The sequence below is a fragment of the Staphylococcus sp. 11-B-312 genome, assembly GCF_016743055.1.
Taxonomy (GTDB): domain Bacteria; phylum Bacillota; class Bacilli; order Staphylococcales; family Staphylococcaceae; genus Staphylococcus; species Staphylococcus ureilyticus.
Genome location: NZ_CP068241.1, coordinates 2,280,590 through 2,304,599 on the forward strand (window position 1 = coordinate 2,280,590; position 24,010 = coordinate 2,304,599).

The 24,010-nt window shown below is 31.3% G+C and carries 27 protein-coding genes; 8 read left to right on the top strand and 19 right to left on the bottom strand.

The window, feature by feature from the left end; all coding sequences use genetic code 11:
- Positions 1–142: 142 nt before the first annotated feature.
- Positions 143–787, bottom strand: coding sequence for a metal-dependent transcriptional regulator (locus tag JG554_RS11005; RefSeq protein ID WP_046207315.1), 645 nt, complete (start codon positions 785–787; stop codon positions 143–145).
- 121 nt (positions 788–908) lie between these two features.
- Here JG554_RS11005 and JG554_RS11010 point away from each other — a divergent pair, with 121 nt between their 5' ends.
- From JG554_RS11010 to mntC, 3 genes are read left to right on the top strand one after another with little or no spacing between them, the layout of a single operon-like run.
- On the top strand, positions 909–1,643 hold the full coding sequence (locus tag JG554_RS11010; protein WP_046207314.1) for a metal ABC transporter ATP-binding protein: 735 nt from the start codon (positions 909–911) through the stop codon (positions 1,641–1,643).
- Between the two features lie 21 nt (positions 1,644–1,664).
- A complete protein-coding gene (locus JG554_RS11015) occupies positions 1,665–2,495 on the top strand; it encodes a metal ABC transporter permease (protein ID WP_064209569.1) in 831 nt (276 codons plus the stop codon).
- Positions 2,495–3,427 carry a manganese ABC transporter substrate-binding lipoprotein MntC gene (mntC, locus tag JG554_RS11020; protein WP_064209570.1) on the top strand — a complete coding sequence of 311 codons (933 nt, stop codon included), beginning with the start codon at positions 2,495–2,497 and terminating at the stop codon, positions 3,425–3,427. The genes JG554_RS11015 and mntC overlap by 1 nt, the downstream gene beginning before the upstream one ends.
- A 363-nt stretch (positions 3,428–3,790) precedes the next feature.
- On the opposite strand, the gene JG554_RS11025 is transcribed toward mntC, so the two are convergent.
- From JG554_RS11025 to JG554_RS11065, 9 genes are all read right to left on the bottom strand, one after another.
- Positions 3,791–5,842 (bottom strand): cation:proton antiporter, encoded by a 2,052-nt coding sequence (locus tag JG554_RS11025; RefSeq protein WP_046207311.1) that lies wholly within the window; start codon positions 5,840–5,842, stop codon positions 3,791–3,793.
- A gap of 407 nt (positions 5,843–6,249) precedes the next feature.
- Positions 6,250–6,699, bottom strand: coding sequence for a Na+/H+ antiporter subunit G (locus JG554_RS11030; protein WP_046207310.1), 450 nt, complete (start codon positions 6,697–6,699; stop codon positions 6,250–6,252).
- On the bottom strand, positions 6,674–6,976 hold the full coding sequence (mnhF2, locus tag JG554_RS11035; RefSeq protein WP_046207309.1) for a Na+/H+ antiporter Mnh2 subunit F: 303 nt from the start codon (positions 6,974–6,976) through the stop codon (positions 6,674–6,676). The genes JG554_RS11030 and mnhF2 overlap by 26 nt, the downstream gene beginning before the upstream one ends.
- Positions 6,973–7,455: a Na+/H+ antiporter Mnh2 subunit E gene (gene mnhE2, locus JG554_RS11040; protein WP_040029960.1), complete on the bottom strand. Its 483-nt coding sequence runs from the start codon at positions 7,453–7,455 to the stop codon at positions 6,973–6,975. The genes mnhF2 and mnhE2 overlap by 4 nt, the downstream gene beginning before the upstream one ends.
- Entirely contained in the window at positions 7,455–8,957 is a 1,503-nt protein-coding gene (gene mnhD2, locus JG554_RS11045) for a Na+/H+ antiporter Mnh2 subunit D (RefSeq protein ID WP_107360157.1), read from the bottom strand. Before mnhD2 ends, mnhE2 begins: the two co-directional genes overlap by 1 nt.
- Positions 8,947–9,294 carry a Na+/H+ antiporter Mnh2 subunit C gene (mnhC2, locus tag JG554_RS11050; protein WP_019468411.1) on the bottom strand — a complete coding sequence of 116 codons (348 nt, stop codon included), beginning with the start codon at positions 9,292–9,294 and terminating at the stop codon, positions 8,947–8,949. The genes mnhD2 and mnhC2 overlap by 11 nt, the downstream gene beginning before the upstream one ends.
- Entirely contained in the window at positions 9,291–9,716 is a 426-nt protein-coding gene (mnhB2, locus tag JG554_RS11055) for a Na+/H+ antiporter Mnh2 subunit B (protein ID WP_019468412.1), read from the bottom strand. The genes mnhC2 and mnhB2 overlap by 4 nt, the downstream gene beginning before the upstream one ends.
- Positions 9,703–12,099 carry a DUF4040 family protein gene (locus JG554_RS11060; protein ID WP_107360158.1) on the bottom strand — a complete coding sequence of 799 codons (2,397 nt, stop codon included), beginning with the start codon at positions 12,097–12,099 and terminating at the stop codon, positions 9,703–9,705. Before JG554_RS11060 ends, mnhB2 begins: the two co-directional genes overlap by 14 nt.
- A 23-nt stretch (positions 12,100–12,122) precedes the next feature.
- Positions 12,123–12,674, bottom strand: a complete 552-nt coding sequence (locus JG554_RS11065; RefSeq protein ID WP_046207306.1) for a tyrosine-type recombinase/integrase — start codon at positions 12,672–12,674, stop codon at positions 12,123–12,125.
- A gap of 146 nt (positions 12,675–12,820) precedes the next feature.
- On the opposite strand from JG554_RS11065, the gene sroA reads away from it, so the two are divergent.
- Together sroA and JG554_RS11075 are read left to right on the top strand one after the other, a co-directional pair.
- Positions 12,821–13,027 (top strand): sigS mRNA-stabilizing protein SroA, encoded by a 207-nt coding sequence (gene sroA / locus JG554_RS11070; RefSeq protein ID WP_046207305.1) that lies wholly within the window; start codon positions 12,821–12,823, stop codon positions 13,025–13,027.
- 14 nt (positions 13,028–13,041) lie between these two features.
- Entirely contained in the window at positions 13,042–13,260 is a 219-nt protein-coding gene (locus JG554_RS11075) for a DUF2922 domain-containing protein (RefSeq protein ID WP_046207304.1), read from the top strand.
- 191 nt (positions 13,261–13,451) lie between these two features.
- On the opposite strand, the gene JG554_RS11080 is transcribed toward JG554_RS11075, so the two are convergent.
- Positions 13,452–13,700: a hypothetical protein gene (locus JG554_RS11080; RefSeq protein ID WP_046207303.1), complete on the bottom strand. Its 249-nt coding sequence runs from the start codon at positions 13,698–13,700 to the stop codon at positions 13,452–13,454.
- A 252-nt stretch (positions 13,701–13,952) separates the two neighbouring features.
- On the opposite strand from JG554_RS11080, the gene JG554_RS11085 reads away from it, so the two are divergent.
- The 3 genes from JG554_RS11085 (at position 13,953) to sarA (ending at position 16,746) form a co-directional block, all read left to right on the top strand.
- Positions 13,953–14,882 carry a DMT family transporter gene (locus JG554_RS11085; protein WP_046207302.1) on the top strand — a complete coding sequence of 310 codons (930 nt, stop codon included), beginning with the start codon at positions 13,953–13,955 and terminating at the stop codon, positions 14,880–14,882.
- 203 nt (positions 14,883–15,085) lie between these two features.
- Positions 15,086–16,009: an efflux RND transporter periplasmic adaptor subunit gene (locus tag JG554_RS11090; RefSeq protein WP_107360159.1), complete on the top strand. Its 924-nt coding sequence runs from the start codon at positions 15,086–15,088 to the stop codon at positions 16,007–16,009.
- A 362-nt stretch (positions 16,010–16,371) separates the two neighbouring features.
- A complete protein-coding gene (gene sarA / locus JG554_RS11095; RefSeq protein WP_019468421.1) occupies positions 16,372–16,746 on the top strand; it encodes a global transcriptional regulator SarA in 375 nt (124 codons plus the stop codon).
- Between the two features lie 215 nt (positions 16,747–16,961).
- Here the strand turns inward: sarA and JG554_RS11100 are convergent, their stop codons facing one another.
- The 8 genes from JG554_RS11100 to JG554_RS11135 form a co-directional block, all read right to left on the bottom strand.
- Positions 16,962–17,765, bottom strand: coding sequence for an alpha/beta fold hydrolase (locus JG554_RS11100; protein WP_046207300.1), 804 nt, complete (start codon positions 17,763–17,765; stop codon positions 16,962–16,964).
- Positions 17,766–17,985: 220 nt separating this feature from the next.
- Positions 17,986–18,696, bottom strand: a complete 711-nt coding sequence (locus JG554_RS11105; protein ID WP_046207299.1) for a hypothetical protein — start codon at positions 18,694–18,696, stop codon at positions 17,986–17,988.
- Between the two features lie 139 nt (positions 18,697–18,835).
- A complete protein-coding gene (locus tag JG554_RS11110; protein WP_046207298.1) occupies positions 18,836–19,342 on the bottom strand; it encodes an SA0570 family protein in 507 nt (168 codons plus the stop codon).
- Positions 19,343–19,492: 150 nt separating this feature from the next.
- A complete protein-coding gene (locus JG554_RS11115) occupies positions 19,493–20,290 on the bottom strand; it encodes an alpha/beta fold hydrolase (protein WP_046207297.1) in 798 nt (265 codons plus the stop codon).
- 3 nt (positions 20,291–20,293) lie between these two features.
- Complete coding sequence (locus tag JG554_RS11120) at positions 20,294–20,992, bottom strand: HAD family hydrolase (protein WP_046207296.1); 699 nt, start codon at positions 20,990–20,992, stop codon at positions 20,294–20,296.
- 102 nt (positions 20,993–21,094) lie between these two features.
- The gene (locus JG554_RS11125; RefSeq protein WP_070657579.1) at positions 21,095–22,045 is read right to left on the bottom strand and encodes a FecCD family ABC transporter permease; all 951 of its coding nucleotides are present in this window, start codon (positions 22,043–22,045) and stop codon (positions 21,095–21,097) included.
- Between the two features lie 228 nt (positions 22,046–22,273).
- Entirely contained in the window at positions 22,274–23,155 is an 882-nt protein-coding gene (locus JG554_RS11130) for an ABC transporter substrate-binding protein (RefSeq protein WP_046207294.1), read from the bottom strand.
- Between the two features lie 76 nt (positions 23,156–23,231).
- On the bottom strand, positions 23,232–23,867 hold the full coding sequence (locus JG554_RS11135; RefSeq protein WP_046207293.1) for an endonuclease III domain-containing protein: 636 nt from the start codon (positions 23,865–23,867) through the stop codon (positions 23,232–23,234).
- Between the last annotated feature and the right edge of the window lie 143 nt (positions 23,868–24,010).

Consider the following 24,010-nt stretch of genomic DNA (forward strand, 5'->3'; position numbering starts at 1 on the left):
TTTTTTCCTTTCAATATCACTATTAACTATTAAATATGACTACAATGTCCTTTTCAAGCTTTGTCTTATGCTTATTAGATAGACGATTTCAATTTTTTAAATCCTTCTAAGTTGCATATAAAAAACTTCAGTATGCAAATTCTTATTTTTCTGCATAAATATGTTCTGCATTATCATAACTCAGTACTGTCACTTTTTCTTCTTTCTGCACCATTACCACTTTATTGGTATCATCTTTATCTAATATTTTTATTTGTTCCCCAATCAATATGGATTTACTTGTTAAATAAACTAACAATTCTGTTCTATCTCGCACACGTTTTATCGTCACTATATCACCAGCTTCAAACGACAATAAATTTGTAGTATATATCTCTTTATATTTATTATCTCTAGGGATAATACCACCGTGCGGACAAGTGATTGGGTAATCTAATAATTTATCTAAACGTTCTACAAATAAGTGTGAAACTTTGTGTTCTAGCACCTCAGCTTCCTGATGTACCTCTTCCCAATTATATTCTAATATCTTAATTAAAAATAATTCTAATAATCGATGTCTTTTAATGATATCTAAGGTATATGTCAAACCTTCTTCTGACAATTGCACACCTTTATATGGCTTCGTTTCTACAAATCCCGATTTTTCTAAACGATTCACCATTTCACTTACAGATGGTGGTTTGATATTTAAATACTGGGATAACGTCTTGTTTGAAACGAAAGAATGATCGCCATTATGAGTCAAAATTGCTTTTAAATAATCTTCTTTTTCTTCAGTTAGCATGGTTTCACCTCTCAAGTCATTCACTTTATTGTATCACGAATCTACTTGACACGCTAAAAGTTAATGTTATATTATAAATTAAATTAGGTTAGCCTAAAATTTAATTTAAGGAGGTAGAAAAATGTTAGAAATTAATAACTTAAATCTCACTTTAGGGAATAAACATGTCTTGGAAAACATTAATTTAGAAATTCCCGTAAAAGGTGAAATTATAGGTATTATGGGACCCAATGGAGCAGGAAAATCTTCCTTACTCAAATCAATTATTGGTGAATTTAAGTCAACAGGTATCGCTAATTTACATAACATTGCTATACAACAAACACTTAAAAATGTTACATACATCCCACAAAAAGCACATATTGACTTAGACTTTCCAATTAAGGTAGAAGATGTTGTGCTCTCAGGTGCCTATAAAGATATTGGTTGGTTTAGGTTTGTTACCCCTAAAACAAGAGCTAGACTTAATCAACTACTATCAACATTAGAATTACAAGATTTAAGAAATCGACAAATTTCTGCACTCAGTGGAGGTCAATTACAAAGAGTTTTAGTAGCTAGAGCACTCATGACAGAAAGTACACTCTATCTTTTAGATGAACCATTTGTAGGTATCGATTTCCATAGTGAACAAATCATAATGACTCAATTAAATGAGCTTAAAGAAGCTGGGAAATTAATTTTAATTGTACACCATGATTTATCTAAAGCAGAAAAGTATTTTAATCGTGTTATTCTTTTAAACAAAACAATTCGTTTCTTTGGAGAAAGTCATGTTGCGATGCAACCTGACCATTTAAACGAAACTTTCTTAAACCCCACACAGGAAGAGCAACAAAAGTCAGAATCGGCATAAATAGAAAGGAAGTAACACGATATGGAATTTTTTCAACACCTATTTGAATACAAATTTTTAAGCAATGCATTGATTATTTCAATTGTTGTAGGAATCGTTTGTGGTACAGTAGGTTGCCTCATTGTATTAAGAGGCCTGTCCCTTATGGGAGACGCAATGAGTCACGCAGTTTTACCTGGGGTCGCATTATCATTTTTATTCGGCGTTCCTATGTTTGTTGGAGCGTTAGTGACAGGTATGATTGCTAGTATCTTTATCGGATTCATTACCAAAAGTAGTAAGACCAAACCTGATGCTGCGATAGGTATTAGTTTTACAGCATTTTTAGCTACCGGGGTCATTTTAATTAGTCTCATTAATAGTACCACCGACTTATATCATATTCTTTTCGGTAACCTATTAGCAGTGACACACGCTACTTTTTGGTCAACAGTCGTAGTTGGTTTAATCGTTATGATTTTAATTATAACTTTCTACAGACCATTAATGATATCCACATTCGACCCAATTTTTAGTAGAATGAGTGGTTTAAACACTACATTTTTACACTATTTCGTTATGCTATTGCTCTCACTCGTTACGGTAGCAAGCATACAAACAGTAGGTATTATATTAGTTGTCGCTTTATTGATTACGCCTGCTTCAGCTGCATTTTTAATCGCTAAAAAATTACATACGATGATGATCATTTCTAGTCTTATTAGTGTTATAAGTTCAATTGTCGGTATGTATTTTAGTTATATTTATAATATTCCAAGTGGTGCAACTATCGTCTTATGTGCGTTTATCATTTATATCATTATTTTCACTTGTAATAAAATGCAATTTTTCACAAAAAAAGGAGCAATTTAATGAAAAAACTATTAACAATTACAATGATTCTTTTATTATTTTTAAGTGCATGTGGTAAAGGAAACAACGATTCTAATTCTCAATCACATGAAAAAATAAAAGTTGTAACAACAAACTCAATCCTTTATGACATGGTCAAAAATGTTGGAGGCGATAACGTAGATATTCATAGTATCGTCCCAATCGGTCAAGATCCACATGAATATGAAGTAAAACCAAAAGATATTAAAGCATTGACAGATGCTGACGTTGTGTTTTATAACGGGCTAAACTTAGAAACAGGTAATGGTTGGTTTAAAAACGCATTATCACAAGCTAATAAGTCATATGAAGATGGTTCTGTTGTTAAAGTTTCAAAAAATGTTAAACCTTTATACTTAAACGGTGCTAAAGAAGGCGATGAATCAAAACAAGATCCACACGCTTGGTTAAGTTTAGATAATGGTATTAAATATGTAGAAGAAATAAGCAAAGCCTTGATTAAGAAAAATGACAAGTATAAAGATGATATTCAAAGTAATACCAAAGATTATATCGCTAAGTTAGAAGATTTGAAAAAAGAAAGTCATGATAAATTCAACGATATACCTAAAGAACAACGTGCAATGATCACAAGTGAAGGTGCTTTTAAATATTTCTCAAAACAGTTTGATATTAAACCTGGTTATATTTGGGAAATCAATACCGAAAAACAAGGTACCCCTGAACAAATGAAGCAAGCTGTAAAATTTGTTCAAGACAATAACCTTAAACATTTACTTGTAGAAACGAGTGTAGATAAGAAAAGTATGCAAAGTCTAAGTGAAGAAACAAACTTAGATATTTATGGAGAAGTATATACAGATTCTATAGGTAAAAAAGGCACTAAAGGAGATTCATATTTTAATATGATGCAAGAAAATATCAATACTGTTCACGGTAGTATGGAATAAAATAAGGCTATTTAACCTACATTGTAGGTGAATAGCCCCATACCGTACGTTTCCCTCCTAATGACGTACGGTATGGTGGTATTCAAGCCTTAAATCATCTATCTCCCTTAACTCCATCAATGGTTGGCTCCTCCCCCCATTGATGGAGATTTTTTTAGTCTTACTTTCAGCTTTGCTGAATTAGTAAGACTTATGCATGAGCAGCAGCTCAGGTAATCCTTAATACCATCGTTGTCGGGTTAAACGACGACATCTGTTTAATAAAATTAGATATCGTCGCTCATTCCCTTAAAACTTGAAAAGAAGAGGTAACTCATGACTTCTTTTATTTAAGTATGAATTAAACTTGCTAATTTATGCGCTTTAATCTGTTAAACTATCTACGATAATCATTTCATCATAATTAATCGCTTCACGTAATTTTAGCGCAGTAACTTCACTAATTTCTTCATCTTCAGAAAGTTCATTCAAAACACGACGCTGTTCTCTAAGTGCACCCAATTTAATTTTAGTAATTGAAGTTTCACTTTTTGGATTAAAGAAATTAGAAGGCGTTAAGTTTTCTATTCTCATTAAATAACTATCACAAATCATACCAACTTCTAATTTATTTGCTTCAGTTGTTTCCTTACCTAAACGACTGACTACACGATAATGCACTGTTCTCATAACATTAGAAATTTCTCTCAAGTTTTCAATCACTGATAATGAGGAAGCTGCATTTGTTCTCACTTTTGTTTTAATTCTACTTTTTAAGACAAACGTTTTCACTTCAACTTTAATACGTTGAATGAGAGATGATTGTTTATAAACCTGAGTACGTTCCGCATAGCGCATATAGTTATCTAGGATATTTGTTGTTATATCGCCATTAGATACCAAACTATTCAACGTATTATTTTCAACATCAAAAGCAATTTTTTGTAATCGTTCTAACTCTTTAGTATTTTCATCTTCGTTCTCAACAGTTTTAAGAAATGCTAATTTGTCATGGTATTCTTTGATAACATTTCCATATAAATAACTTGATTCTTCAGAGGATAATTTATTTAAGTGTTCTATAACTTTTTCTAGAATATACACCCGTGCTTGTTTAAAGTTCATACCGTGTTGCTTTGGTTGAACCGCATTAGGTGTCACAATAGGTAATAAAACCTGTGCAATAATTAAACTCATAATGACCATACCGGATGCGATAAATAATAAGTCATCTCTAAATACGAAAGAATGATGATCAGCCAACATATAAGGTAATGTCAAAGCAATTGCTAAAGATATTGTCCCGTGTACGCCACACAATGTCATAATAAAAGCATACATACCACGTTTTGGTGGTTTCTCAGTGACTTTCGTATTATCTTCATAATTCGTTAGTATTTTTTGGAATGGACTAATTGGTAAATAAAAATAAGGATATAAAACAAACACCCATAAAAATCTAAATAAATAAATTGCTAAAGCAATTAAAACTGTGACTACAATTAGAAAAATAAAATTATGGGGTTCATTTTCTATAATTCTGCCAACAAGTTCTGGAACTAAAAATCCTAAAATGGAAAAAACAAAACCGTTTAATGCATAACCCAATATATTCCAAGTATGGTTATAACTCATTTGTAATCTAGTACGTGCCTGTGCAATACGGTCACGTTCAAACCCATGAACCAAGCCTGCTACTACAGCTGCAATAATGCCTGACGCATGAAACATTTCAGCAACGAGATATGTAATAAAAGGCGTCACAAGTTGTATAAACGTAAACATATTTATATTTTCTATACCTCTTCTAGAAAGTGATACTCTAAACCTAACAAGTGCCACGCCAATAATTAAACCTACAATAAATCCACCAATAGAAGATATTAAAAACTGTTCAACAGCATTCACCATTGAAAAGCCACCCGTAATCAATGCAGCTACAGCAATTTTAAAAGATATGATACCAGCAGCATCATTTAATAATGACTCACCCTCTAAAATTGTCATAGAGCCTTTAGGGAGTACTTTACCATTCGTAATTGCTTGAACAGCAACGGCATCAGTTGGACATAAGATTGCGGCTAGCGCAAACGCAGCAGCTAACGGTAACTCGGGCCAAATCCAATGCACAAATAAACCAACTACGATTACTGTGGTTACTACAAGACCTAATGCCATCATTAAAACAGGTTTGATATAACGTCTTAAATGTACACGAGAAACTTTTACACCTTCAACAAATAATAGCGGTGCTATCAGAGCAACCATAAATAATTCTGAATCAAAATGGAATTCGACGGGAACTGGGGTAATATACAGTAACATACCGAGTATAATTTGTATAAAAGCTAAAGGGATTTTAGGTAATAAAATATGAACTAAAGAACTTGCGATTACTACAGCTAAAAATATAAGTATTGTTTCAAATATTTGCATGGTTTCACCTCTTTTCAACATTTAAACTTTCATAATTGCTGAGGTTGAAACAAAAATACAATCGTTTTATTTATGAACATATTGTGTCTCAAACTCTTTCATATCTTTGTTTGTATGAACAATGATATTTGTCAGATATGTACTTTTTAACATTAACACAATTACAAATATATATAATTTTATCATTTTTTTAGCAGCCGCTAAAATGTATTGCACTTCAACAATGATAAAATTTTGTTATTCTACAAACACCACGATGCCAATCAAATAACATCATATATAGAAACAACAGCGGGTTGGAAATCAAACTTAACTTTGATTTCCAACCCGCTTAGTCAAATACATAATTCCCAAATCAGTTATTTTCAAGCAAATAAATAGATGCTTAAATAACTGATTTATTTAATTTAATACATATCCTGATCTTTTTCATTCATTTTACGTCTACGCTCTTCCCGTATTTGAGCACGCTTTTTCAATTGTTCAAATGTATCATTTTCTGAAGCGCTTAATAAGATACTTGTTTGTTTAGGTGCATCACTTTTCCTGTACATATAAGCGCCCGTTCGGTATGCCGCTCTTGATATCAAGTGTCCACCTACTGGAGATGTTAAATTGATAAATACCAATGCCAAAATCATCCGAACACTTAAATAACCTTGTGAAGAAATAAAATAAATGACAACACCTACAAGTGTTAACAATACTGATAATGTTGAACTTTTCGTAGAGGCATGACTTCTTAAAAAGACATCTTGGAACTTAATCAAACCGATCGCACTAATTAAAGCGATAATACTACCCAAAAACATCATAAAAGCTGCAATTAAATTAACGATTTCGCTTGTTATTTGCATTAAAGACATGCCCCCCTTCTATAAATCTTGAAATAGAAACGGTGCTTACAAACGAAATGATCGCAATCAATAAGATAGAATCTAAGAAAGAAAATGTACCAAAGACAACACTTAACACACCGACAGTTGACATTAATATAGCACTAGCAGTATCAAATGCAACCACCCTATCAGCTGTCGTCGGTCCTTTTACTAACCGAAACAACGTTAAGATAAGTGCTATCCCAAATAAAATAATTGAACTTGTAATAAAGAAATTTATCAGTGATTCGATCATTCTGCCACCTCCAATATGAGTCCTTCATATTGTCTTATACTTTTAAGCAGTTTCTGTTTTTCTTTTTCAGAGATATCAATTGCATGTATAAAAATCTTTTTTCTCTCTTTTGAAATTCTAATAACCGTTGAACCCGGTGTAATGATAATTAGAATAGTCAAAAATGAAACTTCCCAATCAGTTTCTAAAGTCGTTTCATACCTAACTAAACCAGGATTTAAGTCTTTCGTTTTAAATAAAATGTAGTTGATTGTTGTCATACTTGATGTAATTAACTGATATAAGTATACCGTTAAAAATTTAAATGCTACCCAAACCTTTTTCAAATAAAATTGTTGGCCAAAAAAACGATGTAGGATATAAATAACGACTAAACCAATAAGATAACCTGAGAAGAAGGTAGAAGCTTTAAATGATTCTTCATCTTGAAATAACACCCATAAAAATGCAATGACCATATTAAGTAAGACTTGTCTCATTATTTCTCCTCCTTCACTAAATGAGGATTGACCATTTTTTCATATAATCCATCATCCATGTTTAAATGGGTAGCATTGTCAGTTACTTTGAAAATCAGTGGAGCTGCCAGCCCCATACCAATAATTGCGGCTACAAGGATACCAATCAAACCTTTACGATATTTAGGAATTGGTTTGAAGTCTATATGTTCACCTTTATCATCATTACCTAAATACATTGTGAAGAAAATTCTAAACAAGCTAAACATACCAATCAGGCTAGTTAAAATCATCAAAGTTAAACCTATATAATTACCATTTTCAACAGCACCTTTAAAAATAAACACTTTTCCTGGGAAACCGCTAAATGGAGGAACACCGCCAATGGCCAAAATCATTACCACAAATGCCACACCGAAGAATGGTTCTCTTTTAGCTAAACCATATAAATTTTTATATTGTCGATAACCAGTAATATATACTAAGCTACCAATAATAAAGAATAGTAAAGTTTTCACAACAATGTCATTTGTAAGATAAAAAATAGCACCATTGACACCTGAAATTGTATTTGAACCTAGACCTAAAATAATAAAACCGATAGAAAGAATCACTTGATATGCCGCAATTTTTTTAATATCTCGATAAGCTAAGACACCAAATGCGCCAATCAACATCGTGATACAAGACAAGACAACCAATAGTGGATGTGTAATACCACTATAATCATCAAATAACAATGTGAAAAAACGAATCAAGGCATAAGCGCCGACTTTTGTCATTAATGCCGCAAATAATGCTGCTAATTCAGTATTTAAAACAGCATATGCTTTTGGAAGCCACATGAATAATACAAGCGCAGCTTTTGCACCAAATGCAATTAAAAATACCATTGAAATAATTACTACTGAACTTTCACCCTGCATCTCAGTTAATCTTTGCGCTACTAAAGCAAAGTTTAAGGTGCCAGTAAGTTTATATAGTAAGCCGATACCTAATAATAATAACCAAGAACCTAAAATATTAAGTACAACGTAAATAATCGCTGCACGTAATTGTTCTACTGATTGTCCTAACGTAATTAACACAAACGACGCGAGCAACATTACTTCAAACATAACATATATATTAAATAAATCTGCAGTTAAAAATGAACCAATAACGCCTACTGTTAAAAACAGAATAAAACTCGGTAAGTAATAGCGAATTGCTCTTTTTTCTCTGCTACCAAAACCATACGCCATAATTAACGTAACGACAAAACTAGATGTCGTGACCATGAGTAAACTCAATGAGTCACCAACAAATTGAATACCATAAGGCGCTTTCCAACCACCAAAATCTAAAGCAATTGGCTTATGTTGCATAACATAAATCAACAACAATAAAGATATGATTGTCGTAATAGACATTGTGCCGATTGAAAAAATTCTTGATAATCTGCTATGTGTACGGATAAATACGAGTACAAGTGCACAAATTGCTGGAAGAAGTAATGGCAGAATTAACAAATTACTCATCATTATCGTCATCACCTCTTAACACATCAATTTCATCTTCTTTAGTTACTCGATACGTTCTATATACGAGTACAAGTAAAAATGCAGTCATAGCAAAACCTATCACAATAGCAGTCAATACAATAGCTTGTAATAACGGATCTACGAAGTTTTTACTCCCTTCACCAATAAGCGGTTCTACCATATTCTTACCATAGCGTCCCATGCTCATGATAATTAAATTTCCTGCGTGTGTATAAATTGAAATACCTATAACGATACGGATTAAATTGACTGATAATATCATATACGTTCCTATAAATATTAAAAAGCCAATCACCATTAACAATATCAAATTCATGAGCGACCACCACTTATGGATAGCATCACTGTTACAACAACGCCTACGACCGCTAATACAATACCTGCTTCAAAAAGTGTCACAGTCGTTAAATGTACTTCACCTAATATCGGCAATTGGACATATGCATCGGTTTGGTAAAGGAACGGTTTACCAAAAAACATTGGTATCACAGCAGTAGCAAATGATACTAATGAACCGATAATCATTAATATCCTAAAATCAAGTGGTAAGGCGACTAATACTTGTTTAACGTCGAAGGCCAAGAACATAAGTAAAAATGCAGAACTGAATACAAGTCCACCGATAAATCCACCACCAGGATTATTATGTCCTGCTAAAAATAAGTAGAACCCGAACGTTAACAATATAAATACAACAATTTTAGTAATTGTTCGTAAGACTACATCATTCTCTTTCATCTTGACCCCTCCGTTCTTTAAAGTTAAGTAATGTATAGATACCCAATCCAGCGATGATTAATACCATACCTTCAAATAAAGTATCCATAGCACGAAAATCACCAAGAATCGCATTTACAATATTTTTACCGCCTGCCAGTTTATATGCATCATGATAAAAAGTTGAAATCGTTGGCATCGTTTCACCCTGTTGTGCAATGAAGACAAGCGTGACTACAGTAACTGCCATCATCAATGAAACGATAATTTTAACAGCTTCTCGTTTCTTATGAACTTTTGAGCGTGGTACGTTTGGTAAGCGTGAAAAACTAACAATAAACAATATTGTAGTTATTGTTTCTACCACTAATTGTGTCAATGCTAAGTCTGGTGCTTTCATTAAAATGAAGAATATCGTTACACAATAACCAATAATACCGTTTAATATTACCATCGTTAAACGTTGACGAATAAACGTTAAAGCAATACCTAAAATAAAAACAACAATTAACGTGATGATTTCTAACGGCCCGAATTCACTGACATGTATCTGTTTAACGTCAGGAAAACCAGCTTGGATGATGCCATAAACAACAACTATAATGAAAACAGCTAACGTTAATATAATATAATGATTCAAACGGTTATTCATCAATGTACGAATACTGTACCCTGAATAATTTTCAAATTGCTTATATGAGTCTAAATAAACATCTGTTATAGATTTGACTCTAATTTTTTCAGATTGTTTTTTCCAATCAATTTTAAGCGCCGCTATAAAACCTACAACAATAACAATAAAACTTAACAATAGCGGTAAATTAAATCCGTGCCATTGTGAAATATGCGGTGCAACAGCATCTACTTTTTCTCCAATTGTGATACTTCGTAATGCCGGTAAAATAATATGATGTCCAAATAAATTTGGCACAAAAAACACTATCGGCAACAAAATCATCATAATTGCAGAAGGTAGCGTAAATAGAAATGGTTCATGAGGATTTTGTACTGGTGAATCATTATGTTTAATGTCTCCCCAAAAAACTTCCTTAATCATGTAAACTGCATAAATGAGCGTGAAAATACTAGCAACCACGCCTATTACTGCAATAATAATTGTTAAAATGATATTAAATTGTGGTAATTGATATGAACTTACTAAACCATCAAAAAACATTTCTTTACTTAAAAAGCCATTAAGAAATGGAATACCAGCCATAGATAAAGCTGAAAGTAACATAACCACATGCGTAATTGGCAGTACTTTTCTTAATCCAGATAATCGACGTATATCCCTTGTACCAGTTTCATGATCAATGATGCCGACACCCATAAACAAGGCACCTTTAAATAATGCGTGATTCATTAAATGGAAAAGTCCAGCGAAGAGAATAAGGCTATATACTTTAGACAGTTCACCTGTCGTATGTTGTGCAAAGCCACCACCGAGACCGACCATAGAAACAATCATACCTAGTTGACTGATTGTAGAATAAGCTAAAATACCTTTTAAATCATATTGTCGCGTAGCATTAACTGCCCCAAAAATCATCGTTATCAAACCAACAAAAGTAACACAATAAATATAAAAGTCACTTAGCCCTAAAACAGGTGTGAATCTAAATAGTAAAAATATACCTGCTTTTACCATTGTGGCAGAGTGTAGATAAGCACTCACGGGTGTCGGTGCTTCCATAGCTTTTGGCAACCAAATATGGAACGGGAATTGTGCTGATTTCGTAAATGCACCTAAAAGCAACAAGATAATAATCGGTATAAACAACTGACTATCCGCTATTTTATCACTTTGTGCGATTATCGATGTAATAGAATTTGTACCCGTAACAATATAAATCATGATAAAACCTGTTAATAGTGCAAGACCACCAAAAACTGTAATCATAAATGATTGGATAGCGCCAAATTGACTTGCACCTTTCCCGTACCAATAGGCAATGAGTAAGAAAGATGATACACTCGTCAATTCCCAAAATACATACATCAAAATTGTATTATTTGCTGTAACAATACCCAGCATGCTGAACATAAATAACAAGATATATATATAAAAACGTGGTAAATGATCATGTTCTTTTGATAAGTATTGTGTAGCATAATAAAATACTGCTAGACCAATGAGTGATATTAACAAACTAAAAAATAAACTTAATCCATCTAATCTAAAATCTATATTAATATCCAATAATGTAAGCCAAGGGATTTTAATTGCTACAAATTGCCCTTTCATTACTTGTGGCAATTGCCATAGAAAGTAAATAGAAGAAATGATCGGAGCTATTAAAGCGATTGGCCCAGCAAATTTATGAAAACTTCGTTTCGTCATTGTGAGCAAAAGTACCATCATAATTAAAACAATAGCACTCATTAAATAAACTAAACTCATCCTATACCCCCTTTAACTATAATTTACAAATTTAAAGCAATCGTTGTTTTGCTAGCTTTTGTAGAAATACCTATAAACTTCATCGTTTCAAAAGTTGTTTGATGTCCTAAGTACTTTTGAATAATCGATATTGAAATACCCGATTGATAAGCATGATATGCAAATGTTTTACGCAACGTCGTCAAACCAATATGTAACATCCCCAAATCTTCTGCAGCAAGATGAATAATACGATAAGCTTGCTGTCGGGATAGACCTTTCAATGTCCTATTAGACTGAAATAATAACTCATCATTCTTCAATTGTTGTTCTGATATATATGTCATTAATTCATTTCTCAAAGTTTCTGGTAACCTAATTTGAATTTTAGGTGCATGCATCTCTACCCAATAGTGTTTGATATCATCATCCTCTATTTTTACATCACTTACATTTAAATTTAATAATGAGGAAAGTTTCACACCAGTATGTATCGCAAACTTAAACAATAGATAATCACGCATGGATTTGGCTTTTAAAACCTCATACATCGCTTTTATCTCATTAGTATTCCTAATAGGATCTACTTGATTCATAAATTCACCTCTGAATTAATTAATGTTGCATATTTAATGATATAGCATGTTTTTGTCACATGAAAGTATTTTGTCTAATTTTTTCAAATTTTTTTAACCTATTTAAACTTAAACAACGATATATATAGTGAAAGGAGGTTAGACAAATGAATCAAATTAGTCACTTAGCCGTCACTATGTCGCGTCTAACATATGACAAAGATGGAAAAGCCACACAGTTTAAACGTCACTTCGCAAATCTGAATACGCAAGCAACAACGGATCAAATTAAAAGTTTTAAATCTATCATCGAACAAATCACTGGCGAAAAATTTGAAACAGTAGAAATCATCAAAACTGAAACAGTTAATTAAGGAGGTTAAACACTATGAGTCAAACGTTAGAACTTATATTCAATGATGCTGTTAACAAAGACATTAAATTACAATTACCCAAAATAGAGCATTTCATCAATGAAAGTACGGTTAAAGATGGAATGAATAAATTAATTGCTTTAGATATCTTACGCCCTAAGTCGGGAATCCCTACAACAGTACGAGCTGCACAAATCATAGATAAATCTACAAAATTAATTTTTGAAAACTAAATCAATTATTTTTGAAACATATACAATTTTCTAGTGAAGTAGAATAGTCACAAAAAGTTGATGTAAGCAAATTACACAAGCAATAGCAGCAGCCCTATGTACCTATACATGAGGCTGCTCGTTTGTTTTAAATAAAAAAAGTGACAAAACAACGAATCAAATTGTATTCGCTGTTTGTCACATATACTATATTATCGATGATTACTTTTGTTTCTAAGCGGTCTTAGCCTAACAGTATCACCGAAAAAAATTTTACTTTTCCCTAATTTTTTACACATTGCGTACTGACCAAAAACTTCTGTCACTTGAGCAAGATTCTTATATGATTTTCTAGGATTTAATACTTCAATAAATTGTTCTTTTTGAATACCTTCATTACTTCCCGCACCTATAAAAAAAGTCTCTTCATCTAATAAGCGTATGATCGAAAGTTGTTTCAATGTAAATTGTCACCACTTCTATATATTTTTAAACCATCAAAAATTCATCTTACTAATTTTTATAGGTCTTGATGTTTAATTTCAATTTAATAATTTTCTTTTTATTATAACATCAACATAAGCATTTTATTATATTTCATTAATTGTGTACATTATTTTATACTTTTCTTCTCTTCGATAAATAGAAATGAGCATAGGAAAATCCACACCTTTCCTATATAATATAATTATCTTAGGAGAAAGCGTGATTTAATGATTTTTTTATATTTAGTGGGAATTGTAGCTGGGATGGTTGTTCCTTTTCAAACTTCGATTAATTCAAGATTAAGTCTTTATACGAAATCTTCATTCTATGCATCTACAATTTCGTTTGCTACTGGAACCATCTTTTTAATCTTAATCAATTTAGTTACCAATCCACATGTCTTTACTACTAACTTTTATACGAATCAGTCATTGAGTTACATATGGTTTGTCGGAGGTATATTAGGCGTTATTTTTCTTACAGGAAATTTATTATTGTTGCCAAGATTAGGGGCCTCTTTAACCGTCGTAATGACAGTTGCTGGTCAAATTATTATGGGCGTTACAATTGATACTTTTGGTTGGTTTGGCGCAGATGTTGAACCTTTTACTATTTTTAAAGTACTTGGCATTCTCTTTTTAATGCTCGGAATTATACTTATGAATTATGTGCGTAGCAACCCGAAAGATAAAAACATGAATACGCAAGTATACATTTGGTTAATTATCGGTTTCATATTCGGTTTTTGTCCACCAATACAGACCGCAATTAACAGCGCATTAGGTCAACAGTTACATTCATCGATTTTAGCATCTTTAATTTCATTTGCGATTGGTACCATAACATTATTCATTTTAACTTTGCTCTTTAATAGAACGCTTAAAATGACGGCGTACAATCAGCACAAAGGTAAATTAAAACCAATTTATTTCATTGGTGGTGTTCTTGGCGTGATTTTTGTCACTACTAATATTATATTGATGCCACATCTCGGTGCTGCCTTAACAACAATTATTGTGATGTTAGGTCAAATGTTAATGGGCATAATTATTGATCACTTTGGATTATTAGGCACATATGTGAATAAAATTACGAAACGAAAAGTCGTTGGAATCATCGCCATGATGATTGGCATAGTGCTTTTAAGATTATTTTAAGTCATAACAGCTTAAGATGAAGGATAGTAGTTAATTTAGTTTAAAATGATTATGTCGTGCCACCTGCAATAATAGCAATGGTTCGGTGAACTTAATAATGAGAGGCTAAAACAATTAATTTGTTGTAGCCTCTTTTTTCTGTGGCGCAATCATTATAAACGCAGTATAATCAGTACAATAATACATCTAGAGGTGACCAATCTTTGAAACGTATCTTTATCATATTAGCCACATTATTAACCCTTTTTAGCACAATCGCCCTGTCCCTGTGGTTTTATTTAAAATCACAAAGTAATAACTTTGAAAAACAAATTGAAACAATAAAAGTGACTTATAAAAAATCACCACTTCTTATCGGAAGACAAGAACCTTATCAGTTAGTATCAATCAATTATAATCCTTCTCAAGGCGCTATCCACGACTGGTTCGTAAAAACCGAATCAAAAGTAGCACAAAACCAACCACTTTTTGAGTATTATAACCCTCACATTGAACAACTCATCACACAAAAACAAAAACTATTAGCTCAACTCACTAAGACGAGTAAACCTACTTCAACAGAACTTATTAACTTAAAAACTGAAATTTCCCACTTACAATCTAAATTGCGCACTACAATTTTTTCACCGATTTCTGGCACTATTATTATAAATCCATCGCGTATGTTTTCACAAAATCTTTCCTTTATTCAAATCTATGATCCTAAGCCTGTCATAAGAGCAGAAATTTCTGAGACAGAAAAAAATGTCTTACATATCAAAGACAAAGTGAAGATAACGAGTGATTTTACAAATAATAGTTTTGGTACGATTACACATATTGCTAAACTTCCAATCAATCAAACAAATTTATCTAAACCATCTAAATATTTGCTTGAAATTTCACCAAATTCTGATTACTTTTTTGGTAAACATGTAAAAATCGAAAAACCAACTACACAGATAGAAATACCAAGTACTGCAATAGGTAATGGACAATTTGTTTATTTACTAAGTAATAAAAAATTTATTAAAAGAGTTATTAAATCAGAAAAATCGGGTAATAAAAAAACTATGCTTATCATTGAAGGTTTAAAACCTGGAGATATCATAGCTAAAAATGTTGATACTGTGCGGCCCAAAAATTAGATGTACACAGTATAAACACATTAAATCTTTAAAATATAATTTGTTTTTTACAGTTTTTATCAAATAGTGGTAAATTGTAAATGTATAGCAATTATTATAATTAAATGATTGGTATTTAAATAATTGAATTAATAAATTTAAACATTACCGTACCGTTTAATCAGTTTTTTGTTTACTTGCTATTTTAATTTAGTTATAATAAACTAAATAATGCTAGTTTTAATATATTTTACCCAAATATATTAGAGCTGTAAATTATGACAAAAACTTTGTATTCAACTTTGAATTAAGACAAATTATTATACAAAAACATTTTTAATATGTATATTAGATTGGGCATATAAATTAGGGAGGAATTAAGAATGGCTATCACCAAAATTAACGATTGTTTTGAACTATTAGCAATGGTAACGTACGCTGATAAATTAAAAAGTATTATCAAAAAAGAGTTTTCAGTAAGTTTCGAAGAATTCGCTGTATTAACATATATTAGTGAACACGAAAGTGAAGAATATTATCTAAAAGATATTATTAACCACTTAAATTATAAACAACCTCAAGTTGTTAAAGCAGTTAAAAATTTATCTCAAGAAGATTATTTTGATAAGAAACGTAATGAACATGATGAAAGAACAGTTTTAATATTAGTTGATTCTAAACAACGCAAAAAAATCAATGAATTATTATCACGTGTTAATAAGCGTATTCAAGAAGCAAATGACGAAAAAGAAGTATAACTAACTTTAGCTTCCCACATATCATACCTATCAACACCAAAAACCACTTCGCTGAACGAATTCAGTGAAGTGGTTTTATATATGTTTTGAAAAATTTTTAATGTTTCATCCTACCTGATTTGTGCACTTTTATGTTATTGAATGTATTAGACTTTTTAACGCTAAATATTTATCGTTTGAAATCAAAAAATAAACATCGCATTGCTTCATCAATATCAGCGTTCTGAATATTCATTTGTTTTTACAAACGCTAAAAATACCTCTAGAAAGTGAATGGGTTCTTCTATATGAGGTGCATGTCCTGACTGGTTAAATTCAACCATTTCTAAATTGTGAAACACTTGATCGTATTTGCGTTTCATTTCTTGAGTGATCAATGGATCATAAATTCCATTTACAATTAATGTGGGAATATTGGTTTGTTCAAGTACAATATTTTGATTAAATACAGGGAATTCCATTAATGCTCTTGTTGCTACTGCACTTTCTTCAGCTGACTGTCTATTATAAATCAACTGGGACTGAAACCATTTTTTAGCTTTTTCTTGATCTTTATACATATAAGGTAATAATAAGATTAAAGATTCAGATTTATCAAAGCCTTCTATTTCATCTTCATGTTCAATCATTAATTTATTTAACTCTAATACACTATCAATAAGATTACATGCAATTAACGTTAATGATTCAACCTTGGATTCATATTTATCGACAAAATGTTTAGCAATCAGTCCACCCATATCATGACCTACTAAATGGGCTTTTTCAATATTTAGCTGTTTCATTAATAATTTCAAATCTTCTACGTGGTCTTTTAAATGATATGCATTCGATTTTGATGATTTACCATGTCCTCTAACATCATAAGTAATAACATCATAATTTTCTTTTAATTCATCTTTCAAAGTACATAGGGAAGCTAGATTACCATCTAAACCATGAATTAAAATTACAGGAAAGCCTAGACCCTCACGGATGTATGCCAATTCAGTGTTACAACTAATCTGTACTTTTTCCATTGTGGGCCACCTCCTTATATGATTTATATACCCTCGTTTTATAACGCATATGCTCAATTTCAAATATTTAACGGCAATCTTTATCTTCACTCTGACCTTATAATCTCGCCTTTTAAAACTAAAAAATACTCAACCCACAATTAATGTTTTTGACACATTAAATGCAAGTTGAGTATATACAACTGATTACACAATAATATCAGAAACCCATAAAGTAACTTTAATTTCTGGAAGATATTCTAATTGTGTAATAAATGATAACAATTAATAACAATACCCAAATGACAATAGACGCAATTTGTGTAATCACAGGATTACTAATCATCGCATCTATTGTTTTTTGACAAAACAACAACCCAATACCAGTAAACTCTAATCTTTTAAAATAGATGCCAGAAATACTAAATATGATACCTACAAAAAAGATAAATTGATGTGCATATAATGATACAGCGACAATGCCTAAATTAAACCCAAAAGCGTGTGCAAATACTAAGATAAGCGCTGCTGCTGCAACACTCAGCCCTATCACTCTTTCAAATTTATTACTATAGAGATAATTTTTCCAATCAATTCTCAAATAAATGAAGATTGAAATCGGTAAAATAATTAAACAATAAAAAATTGATAATCCAGTCGCTGCTTGGAACGGTACATACTGTTTATCATATAGATAGGATAATAAAATAAAATTGATAATAAAAAATACAATTGGGTTTAATTGTAAAGTAAATAAATTGCGTTGAATCGTTAAAATTATTTCAGCTGGTGATTTCTTTCTGTATTCGATATAATCCAAATCTTGTGCTTCTGATTTCTTTAACTCTTTTTTTAATTTTCCTTTAATATCATCGATAAGATTGGGAGAAAGACCTTTATGAGTGAAATAATCATTGATATTTTCTATTAATACTTTGTCATTAACTCTCATGATAGGCTCCTTTTTGTTAAATAAGTGCTTTATTCATTAATAAAATTAGACTTTCGCTTATTGTAACAATAAAATAACCGACAAGTATATAGCTTTAAACTTGTCGGTTTTGATTCATTTTAATAATTACAAGTGAAGATTATTTACTAATATCAATGCGATAAAGTTTAATATTTTTATCATTAGGTGATGGCGAACTAAATTGATAAGATACTTGATTATCTTGAACATATCCAAAGTTGCCTGTTACTTTATTATAATGTTCACGTGCAACTGCTTGGTTGCTTACAGCATTTTTCACTTCTTTATATGATGGTCCATTTGTATCGTTGTAACTCATTGATACACGTGTGATTTTACCATTATTTTTCTTACCATCTGCAGTTACCACTAGCACACCATTATCTTTTTTAAATTCATAATAATGTTCTGTGCCATCAGGTTTATATGAATAAATTGGTTTTTTATTATTTTTTAATACTGATTGAATAGAACTTCCTAATTTCGCACCTTCTAATGATCGATCTCCATGTTGCAATTCATTAACACTTTGGATAGAGTTCCCTGATGCTGCTTCAACATTTCCTGCCGAAATACCAGAAAATGCCAAACCTGTAACTAAAACTGCTGCACATAATTTTTTCATAAGCACTCTCTCCTTTATATTTAACTTACCTTCATTGTGCTTATTCACATTGTACTATAAATATTACTAAAATAACAGTAATGTTACAAAAAGATTACAAAACAGTGTATTGCTGTAATCTTTTCTAGGCATCTATCAAAGCTGAATAATTTAAGATGCTAATTGAAGATGTTGTTCTATAAACTTTCTTACTTCATTGATAAATTTATCTTTTTCTTCTACGAATGGATATAATCCTGATTCTTCAAAAACTTCAAATTGGGTATTTCCGATATAATCCGCAACTTCTTTTGCTTCGAATACTGTAGTTCTTTCTCCATGCTGTCCAACAATAATTAATGTAGGTAAATCTAAAGCTTTTAAATAATGCATGACATTATTGTCAATAAATGATTGTTTTACCGCTTCTATTTCTGCTTTCGTAGACATGTTGTTCGTATTTTCAATTTGCTTTAAGAATTTTTTAGCTTTTCTTTTGGAATAATATAATTGTTTATCAAGGAATTTTTGTTGTGTCTCATCATCCCAATTTCTAATTTTATCTGAATACTTTCTATATAATCGCTCTTCAGGCGTGATGTCATTCAATAGTGTAGGATTCACCATCGTTAATGATGACACTAATTCTGGGTATTGTGTAGCAAATAATGCGGCAATAGAACCACCTAATTCGTGAGCTATGATAGAGCATTCATTAATATATAAATAATCTAATAATTCCTTAATATCTTTCGCATATGTTCTAAATTTGATGTCATTCGGTTTGTCAGAATAGCCATGTCCTCTTAGATCAATGAGTACTACCTGATATGCTTTATTAAATTTAGTTTCTAAATCATTAAATACTGAAAAGTTATCAAAAGCAGTATGAATCATGACTATTGCTTTACCTTCACCACTCGTCTTGTAATTTAAAGCAACACCATCACTTGTTGTAAATAGGTTCATCATTTATCTCCCTTTCTTATTAATTGATAAAATGGAAAGTAATTCTTCCGTAGTTTTAATCGTAAAATCTACTTCTTCTGGTAAAGGTGTTAGATCATTTTCATTATCTTCATTAAACCAAACACTAATCATACCCATGGCCCTTGCAGGTGCTACATCATTGAGTGGATCATCACCAACATATATTGTTTCTTCAGGTTTGGTACCTAATTGCGACAACATATCTTCAAAAATTTTAGGATGGGGCTTGCGGTAACCTACAGTTTCAGATGTAGATAAATAATTGATACTATCTTCGATACCTAAAGCGTGCAGACGAAATTGTTTGATTTTTGACTTACCATTTGCAATCACACCAGTCAAATAACCATTCTCTGTTAATTTTTCTAAAGTATACTGTGTATCATAATATGGAAATACATATCTGTAAAAATGCATTTCAAAATCACTAAACAAATCTTTCCAAGTTAGTCGATCTACATGAAAATCTTTAATGAGCGCCTTATATAATTCAGGTTTATCGTGATCTTCATCATCATCTAGTGCTATAAATTTACGTTTGAAGTCTTCCAATTGTATGCGTACAAAATAGTCATGAAACCTTTCAAACTGCTCTTCTATAAATTTTTCTCGAGATTTCTTTCTGTCTAATAATGTCCCTTCTAAATCAAATACAATCGCTTTTACCTGAGTTAAATCCATAATCATAACCTCTTCAATCTTAGGTTTACCTTTTACTTAACCTTAATTAATAAATATCATTATATCGTATAAACCATCTCGAGACGATAGTAATCCTTAAGTTTATTCTATGCTCCGTGTCTGAGTGATCATGATGTAAAATAGTACTGGTATGCCTAATAATGCTAAAATAATACTAGCAGGAATTTCAAATGGGCTTAACAATATACTTCCTAACCAATCCGACATTACCATCACTATACCACCTATAAACATATTTAGTACCATTTGTTGTCCAAGATTGAACTGCTGACCCTGACGTCGTACAAGCTGTGGAATAATCATACCTATAAAACCAATGATGCCTACATATGCGACAATTACTGCAGTAATCAATGAAGCAATTAATAACACGCAATATGTTAATGATTGTACATTTAAACCTAAAGATGTTCCTTTCAAATGGCCTAGCTGTAATATCTTAATTTTTGGTATTAAACTACATAATACAATAATACCGATGAATAACGTAATACCTATATATATTACCTCGTTATACTCTGCAGATGAGAAACCGCCAAACATATAATTCACAATATTATTCATCTTCTGTTGATTAAAAATAATCAATACATAAAGAAATGCATTAAACAATGCACCTATCATAATACCGGATAAGATGAGTGTCCTTATCGGATAGCCTTTAGACATAGCAGTAGTAAGTGAGATCACTGTAATTAATGTTATAACACTAAAAATAACAGAAAAAACTGGTAACCATAAAAACGATAACCCTAATACTACAGCTATACCAGAACCAAAAGTTGCCCCACTTGCTAAACCTAATGTAAAGCTGTCGGCTAATGGGTTATTTAATAGCGTCTGAAACATATGACCTGCTAATGTTAAACCAATACCTGCTAATAATGCTTGAAGTGTTCTAGGCACTCTAACTTGAAATAATATAGATTGTGACAATGCTTCATTAATATTACCGATATTCCAAAGCATGCTTAGTAGCATACTGATAATGAGTAGGACGATACAAATAATAAGTGCTTTATTATATTTCATGTCTTTGCCACGCTTTCAATAAAATCGTTCAGTTATATTGAATGATAAAAATATTTATTGTTCGTTATTAAAATAGTATATATTTTTATGCTAAAAGTAAATATCACATGATAAGAAATTCATAAAGAAAACGTCAATTCTATATCATTTCTATAGCAATTGACGTTTATTTGTTAGCGAAAGCTATTTAGTTCCTAGGCTAATCTATCTTTGTGTTTTAGTAAATTACTATTCATAAATAGCTTCTTTCAATTTTTTCAATCCATCATCTATACGTGGACCTGGTCTTGATATTTCATCACCATTAACAGCTTTAACTTTATTGTGCTGTACCGCTTTAATTTGATTAAAACCACCACGTTTGTTAATCATTTTTTGATATTCAGATGATGAAATACCCATTGTTGATATCATCAAATCTGGATTTTGCTTAATAATATCTTCTTTACTCACCTTCTGCCAACCTTTTAAATTAGAAAAACTGTTTTCTGCTTTTAATTGTGTCAGCATATCATCAAAAAATGTTTCTTTACCTGCAGTGTATATTTCTGGTTCAGATGAAATTTCCATGAAAACTTTTTGCCCTTTTACATCATTAGGCACTGATTTTTTTACGTTTTCGATATTTTGTTTTGTTTCTTTAACGAGTTTTTTGGCTGCTTTTTCTTTATGCGTTACCTTACCAATTTGCATAAATGATTCATACATTTCATCAATAGATTGTGCATCTTTCACATAAACAACTTTCACACCACTATCTTTTAATCCTTTAAGTACTTTATCATTCGTCGCTTTTTGAGATTCATGTGCCAATATTAAATCTGGTTTGGCTTTCATCAATGACTCTTTATTAAGTTTCATCGCATCAAATTGTTTCTTATCTTTTACTTCTTTAGGATAATCATCTACAGTTGATACGCCTATCACATCATCACCCAAACCGAGTTCATATAAAATTTCCGTATTACTAGGCATTAGAGAAATAATACGTTTATAAGTGTGACCCTCAGATTGCCCTTCATCATGCTTTTGGTCTGACTTCGTACCACAAGCAGTTAAGACTACTACAAAAACAAGTAACAAACATAATAATTTATTCCATTTCTTCATACCTTAATCTCCTAATAGTTATTTTATTCTATATTACCAAACTCTCATCTCAATCGTTAAGTCTATTTTATGAAATTTAATTTTCAAAATAAGGATCTAAAAATGTATACTTGTTTTCATTTTTTCCATTAAAGTAATTTTTCCCAAAATTATCTAATAACGCATGAAATTCATTAGCATCTGCATTAGTAAATGTTTCAGGAAGTTCAATATGTCGCTTCAATTTCTCATAACTTTCTGTGTTGGTATAGCCTAGTTTTTTAAAAATTCTTCTAGTATAACTATCTGGAATAAAGACAACTTCTTCAAAAATATAAACTAAACACACATCTGCCGTTTCACTACCAATACCTTTGATTTCTAATAAAGCATTACGCAATTGAAGTTGATAATATGATCTTACAGCTTGATAATCAAAATCAAAACGTTTCAACCAGGCAAGTATATTCAAAATCGTTTTAGCTTTATTTTTATAAAATCCGCTTGATTTTATAAGCATTTGCAAAGATTCCAAATTCAAATTTAGCATCTGCTCTGGATCAAATTCAGTCTTCACCTTTAATTGTTCAAGCGCATAAGCAGCATTTCTCCAATTGGTATTTTGTACTAAAATCGCTCCTAATATCACTTCGATTTTAGACTCAGCAGGCCACCAATGTTGTGACCCCATATGTGAAGATAATAATTTATATAGCGACTGAATATCTAACATGTTAGCATTACCCTCCCAGTGATCACGATGAAGTAACCAATATCAAAAAAGAGCAAGTAAGGTTTGGTGATAGTACTGACGGAAATGCATCAAACTATGATTAACAAACCTAAACATGCTCTTAAATAAAGGACTACTTTAAT

Bases quoted from the DNA above. Each gene is read 5' to 3' on its own strand.
- mnhD2 (WP_107360157.1), bottom strand. From the start codon at position 8,957: ATGATGAGTAATTTGTTAATTCTGCCATTACTTCTTCCAGCAATTTGT.
- mnhB2 (WP_019468412.1), bottom strand. From the start codon at position 9,716: ATGAAAGAGAATGATGTAGTCTTACGAACAATTACTAAAATTGTTGTA.
- JG554_RS11110 (WP_046207298.1), bottom strand. From the start codon at position 19,342: ATGAAAAAATTATGTGCAGCAGTTTTAGTTACAGGTTTGGCATTTTCT.
- JG554_RS11105 (WP_046207299.1), bottom strand. From the start codon at position 18,696: ATGAGAGTTAATGACAAAGTATTAATAGAAAATATCAATGATTATTTC.
- JG554_RS11115 (WP_046207297.1), bottom strand. From the start codon at position 20,290: ATGAACCTATTTACAACAAGTGATGGTGTTGCTTTAAATTACAAGACG.
- JG554_RS11015 (WP_064209569.1), top strand. From the start codon at position 1,665: ATGGAATTTTTTCAACACCTATTTGAATACAAATTTTTAAGCAATGCA.
- JG554_RS11125 (WP_070657579.1), bottom strand. From the start codon at position 22,045: ATGAAATATAATAAAGCACTTATTATTTGTATCGTCCTACTCATTATC.
- JG554_RS11005 (WP_046207315.1), bottom strand. From the start codon at position 787: ATGCTAACTGAAGAAAAAGAAGATTATTTAAAAGCAATTTTGACTCAT.
- JG554_RS11085 (WP_046207302.1), top strand. From the start codon at position 13,953: ATGATTTTTTTATATTTAGTGGGAATTGTAGCTGGGATGGTTGTTCCT.
- JG554_RS11065 (WP_046207306.1), bottom strand. From the start codon at position 12,674: ATGAATCAAGTAGATCCTATTAGGAATACTAATGAGATAAAAGCGATG.
- JG554_RS11075 (WP_046207304.1), top strand. From the start codon at position 13,042: ATGAGTCAAACGTTAGAACTTATATTCAATGATGCTGTTAACAAAGAC.
- JG554_RS11010 (WP_046207314.1), top strand. From the start codon at position 909: ATGTTAGAAATTAATAACTTAAATCTCACTTTAGGGAATAAACATGTC.
- sroA (WP_046207305.1), top strand. From the start codon at position 12,821: ATGAATCAAATTAGTCACTTAGCCGTCACTATGTCGCGTCTAACATAT.
- JG554_RS11030 (WP_046207310.1), bottom strand. From the start codon at position 6,699: ATGCAAATAACAAGCGAAATCGTTAATTTAATTGCAGCTTTTATGATG.
- JG554_RS11025 (WP_046207311.1), bottom strand. From the start codon at position 5,842: ATGCAAATATTTGAAACAATACTTATATTTTTAGCTGTAGTAATCGCA.
- sarA (WP_019468421.1), top strand. From the start codon at position 16,372: ATGGCTATCACCAAAATTAACGATTGTTTTGAACTATTAGCAATGGTA.
- JG554_RS11120 (WP_046207296.1), bottom strand. From the start codon at position 20,992: ATGGATTTAACTCAGGTAAAAGCGATTGTATTTGATTTAGAAGGGACA.
- mnhC2 (WP_019468411.1), bottom strand. From the start codon at position 9,294: ATGAATTTGATATTGTTAATGGTGATTGGCTTTTTAATATTTATAGGA.
- JG554_RS11130 (WP_046207294.1), bottom strand. From the start codon at position 23,155: ATGAAGAAATGGAATAAATTATTATGTTTGTTACTTGTTTTTGTAGTA.
- mnhE2 (WP_040029960.1), bottom strand. From the start codon at position 7,455: ATGAGACAAGTCTTACTTAATATGGTCATTGCATTTTTATGGGTGTTA.
- JG554_RS11135 (WP_046207293.1), bottom strand. From the start codon at position 23,867: ATGTTAGATATTCAGTCGCTATATAAATTATTATCTTCACATATGGGG.
- mnhF2 (WP_046207309.1), bottom strand. From the start codon at position 6,976: ATGATCGAATCACTGATAAATTTCTTTATTACAAGTTCAATTATTTTA.
- mntC (WP_064209570.1), top strand. From the start codon at position 2,495: ATGAAAAAACTATTAACAATTACAATGATTCTTTTATTATTTTTAAGT.
- JG554_RS11100 (WP_046207300.1), bottom strand. From the start codon at position 17,765: ATGGAAAAAGTACAGATTAGTTGTAACACTGAATTGGCATACATCCGT.
- JG554_RS11060 (WP_107360158.1), bottom strand. From the start codon at position 12,099: ATGAGTTTAGTTTATTTAATGAGTGCTATTGTTTTAATTATGATGGTA.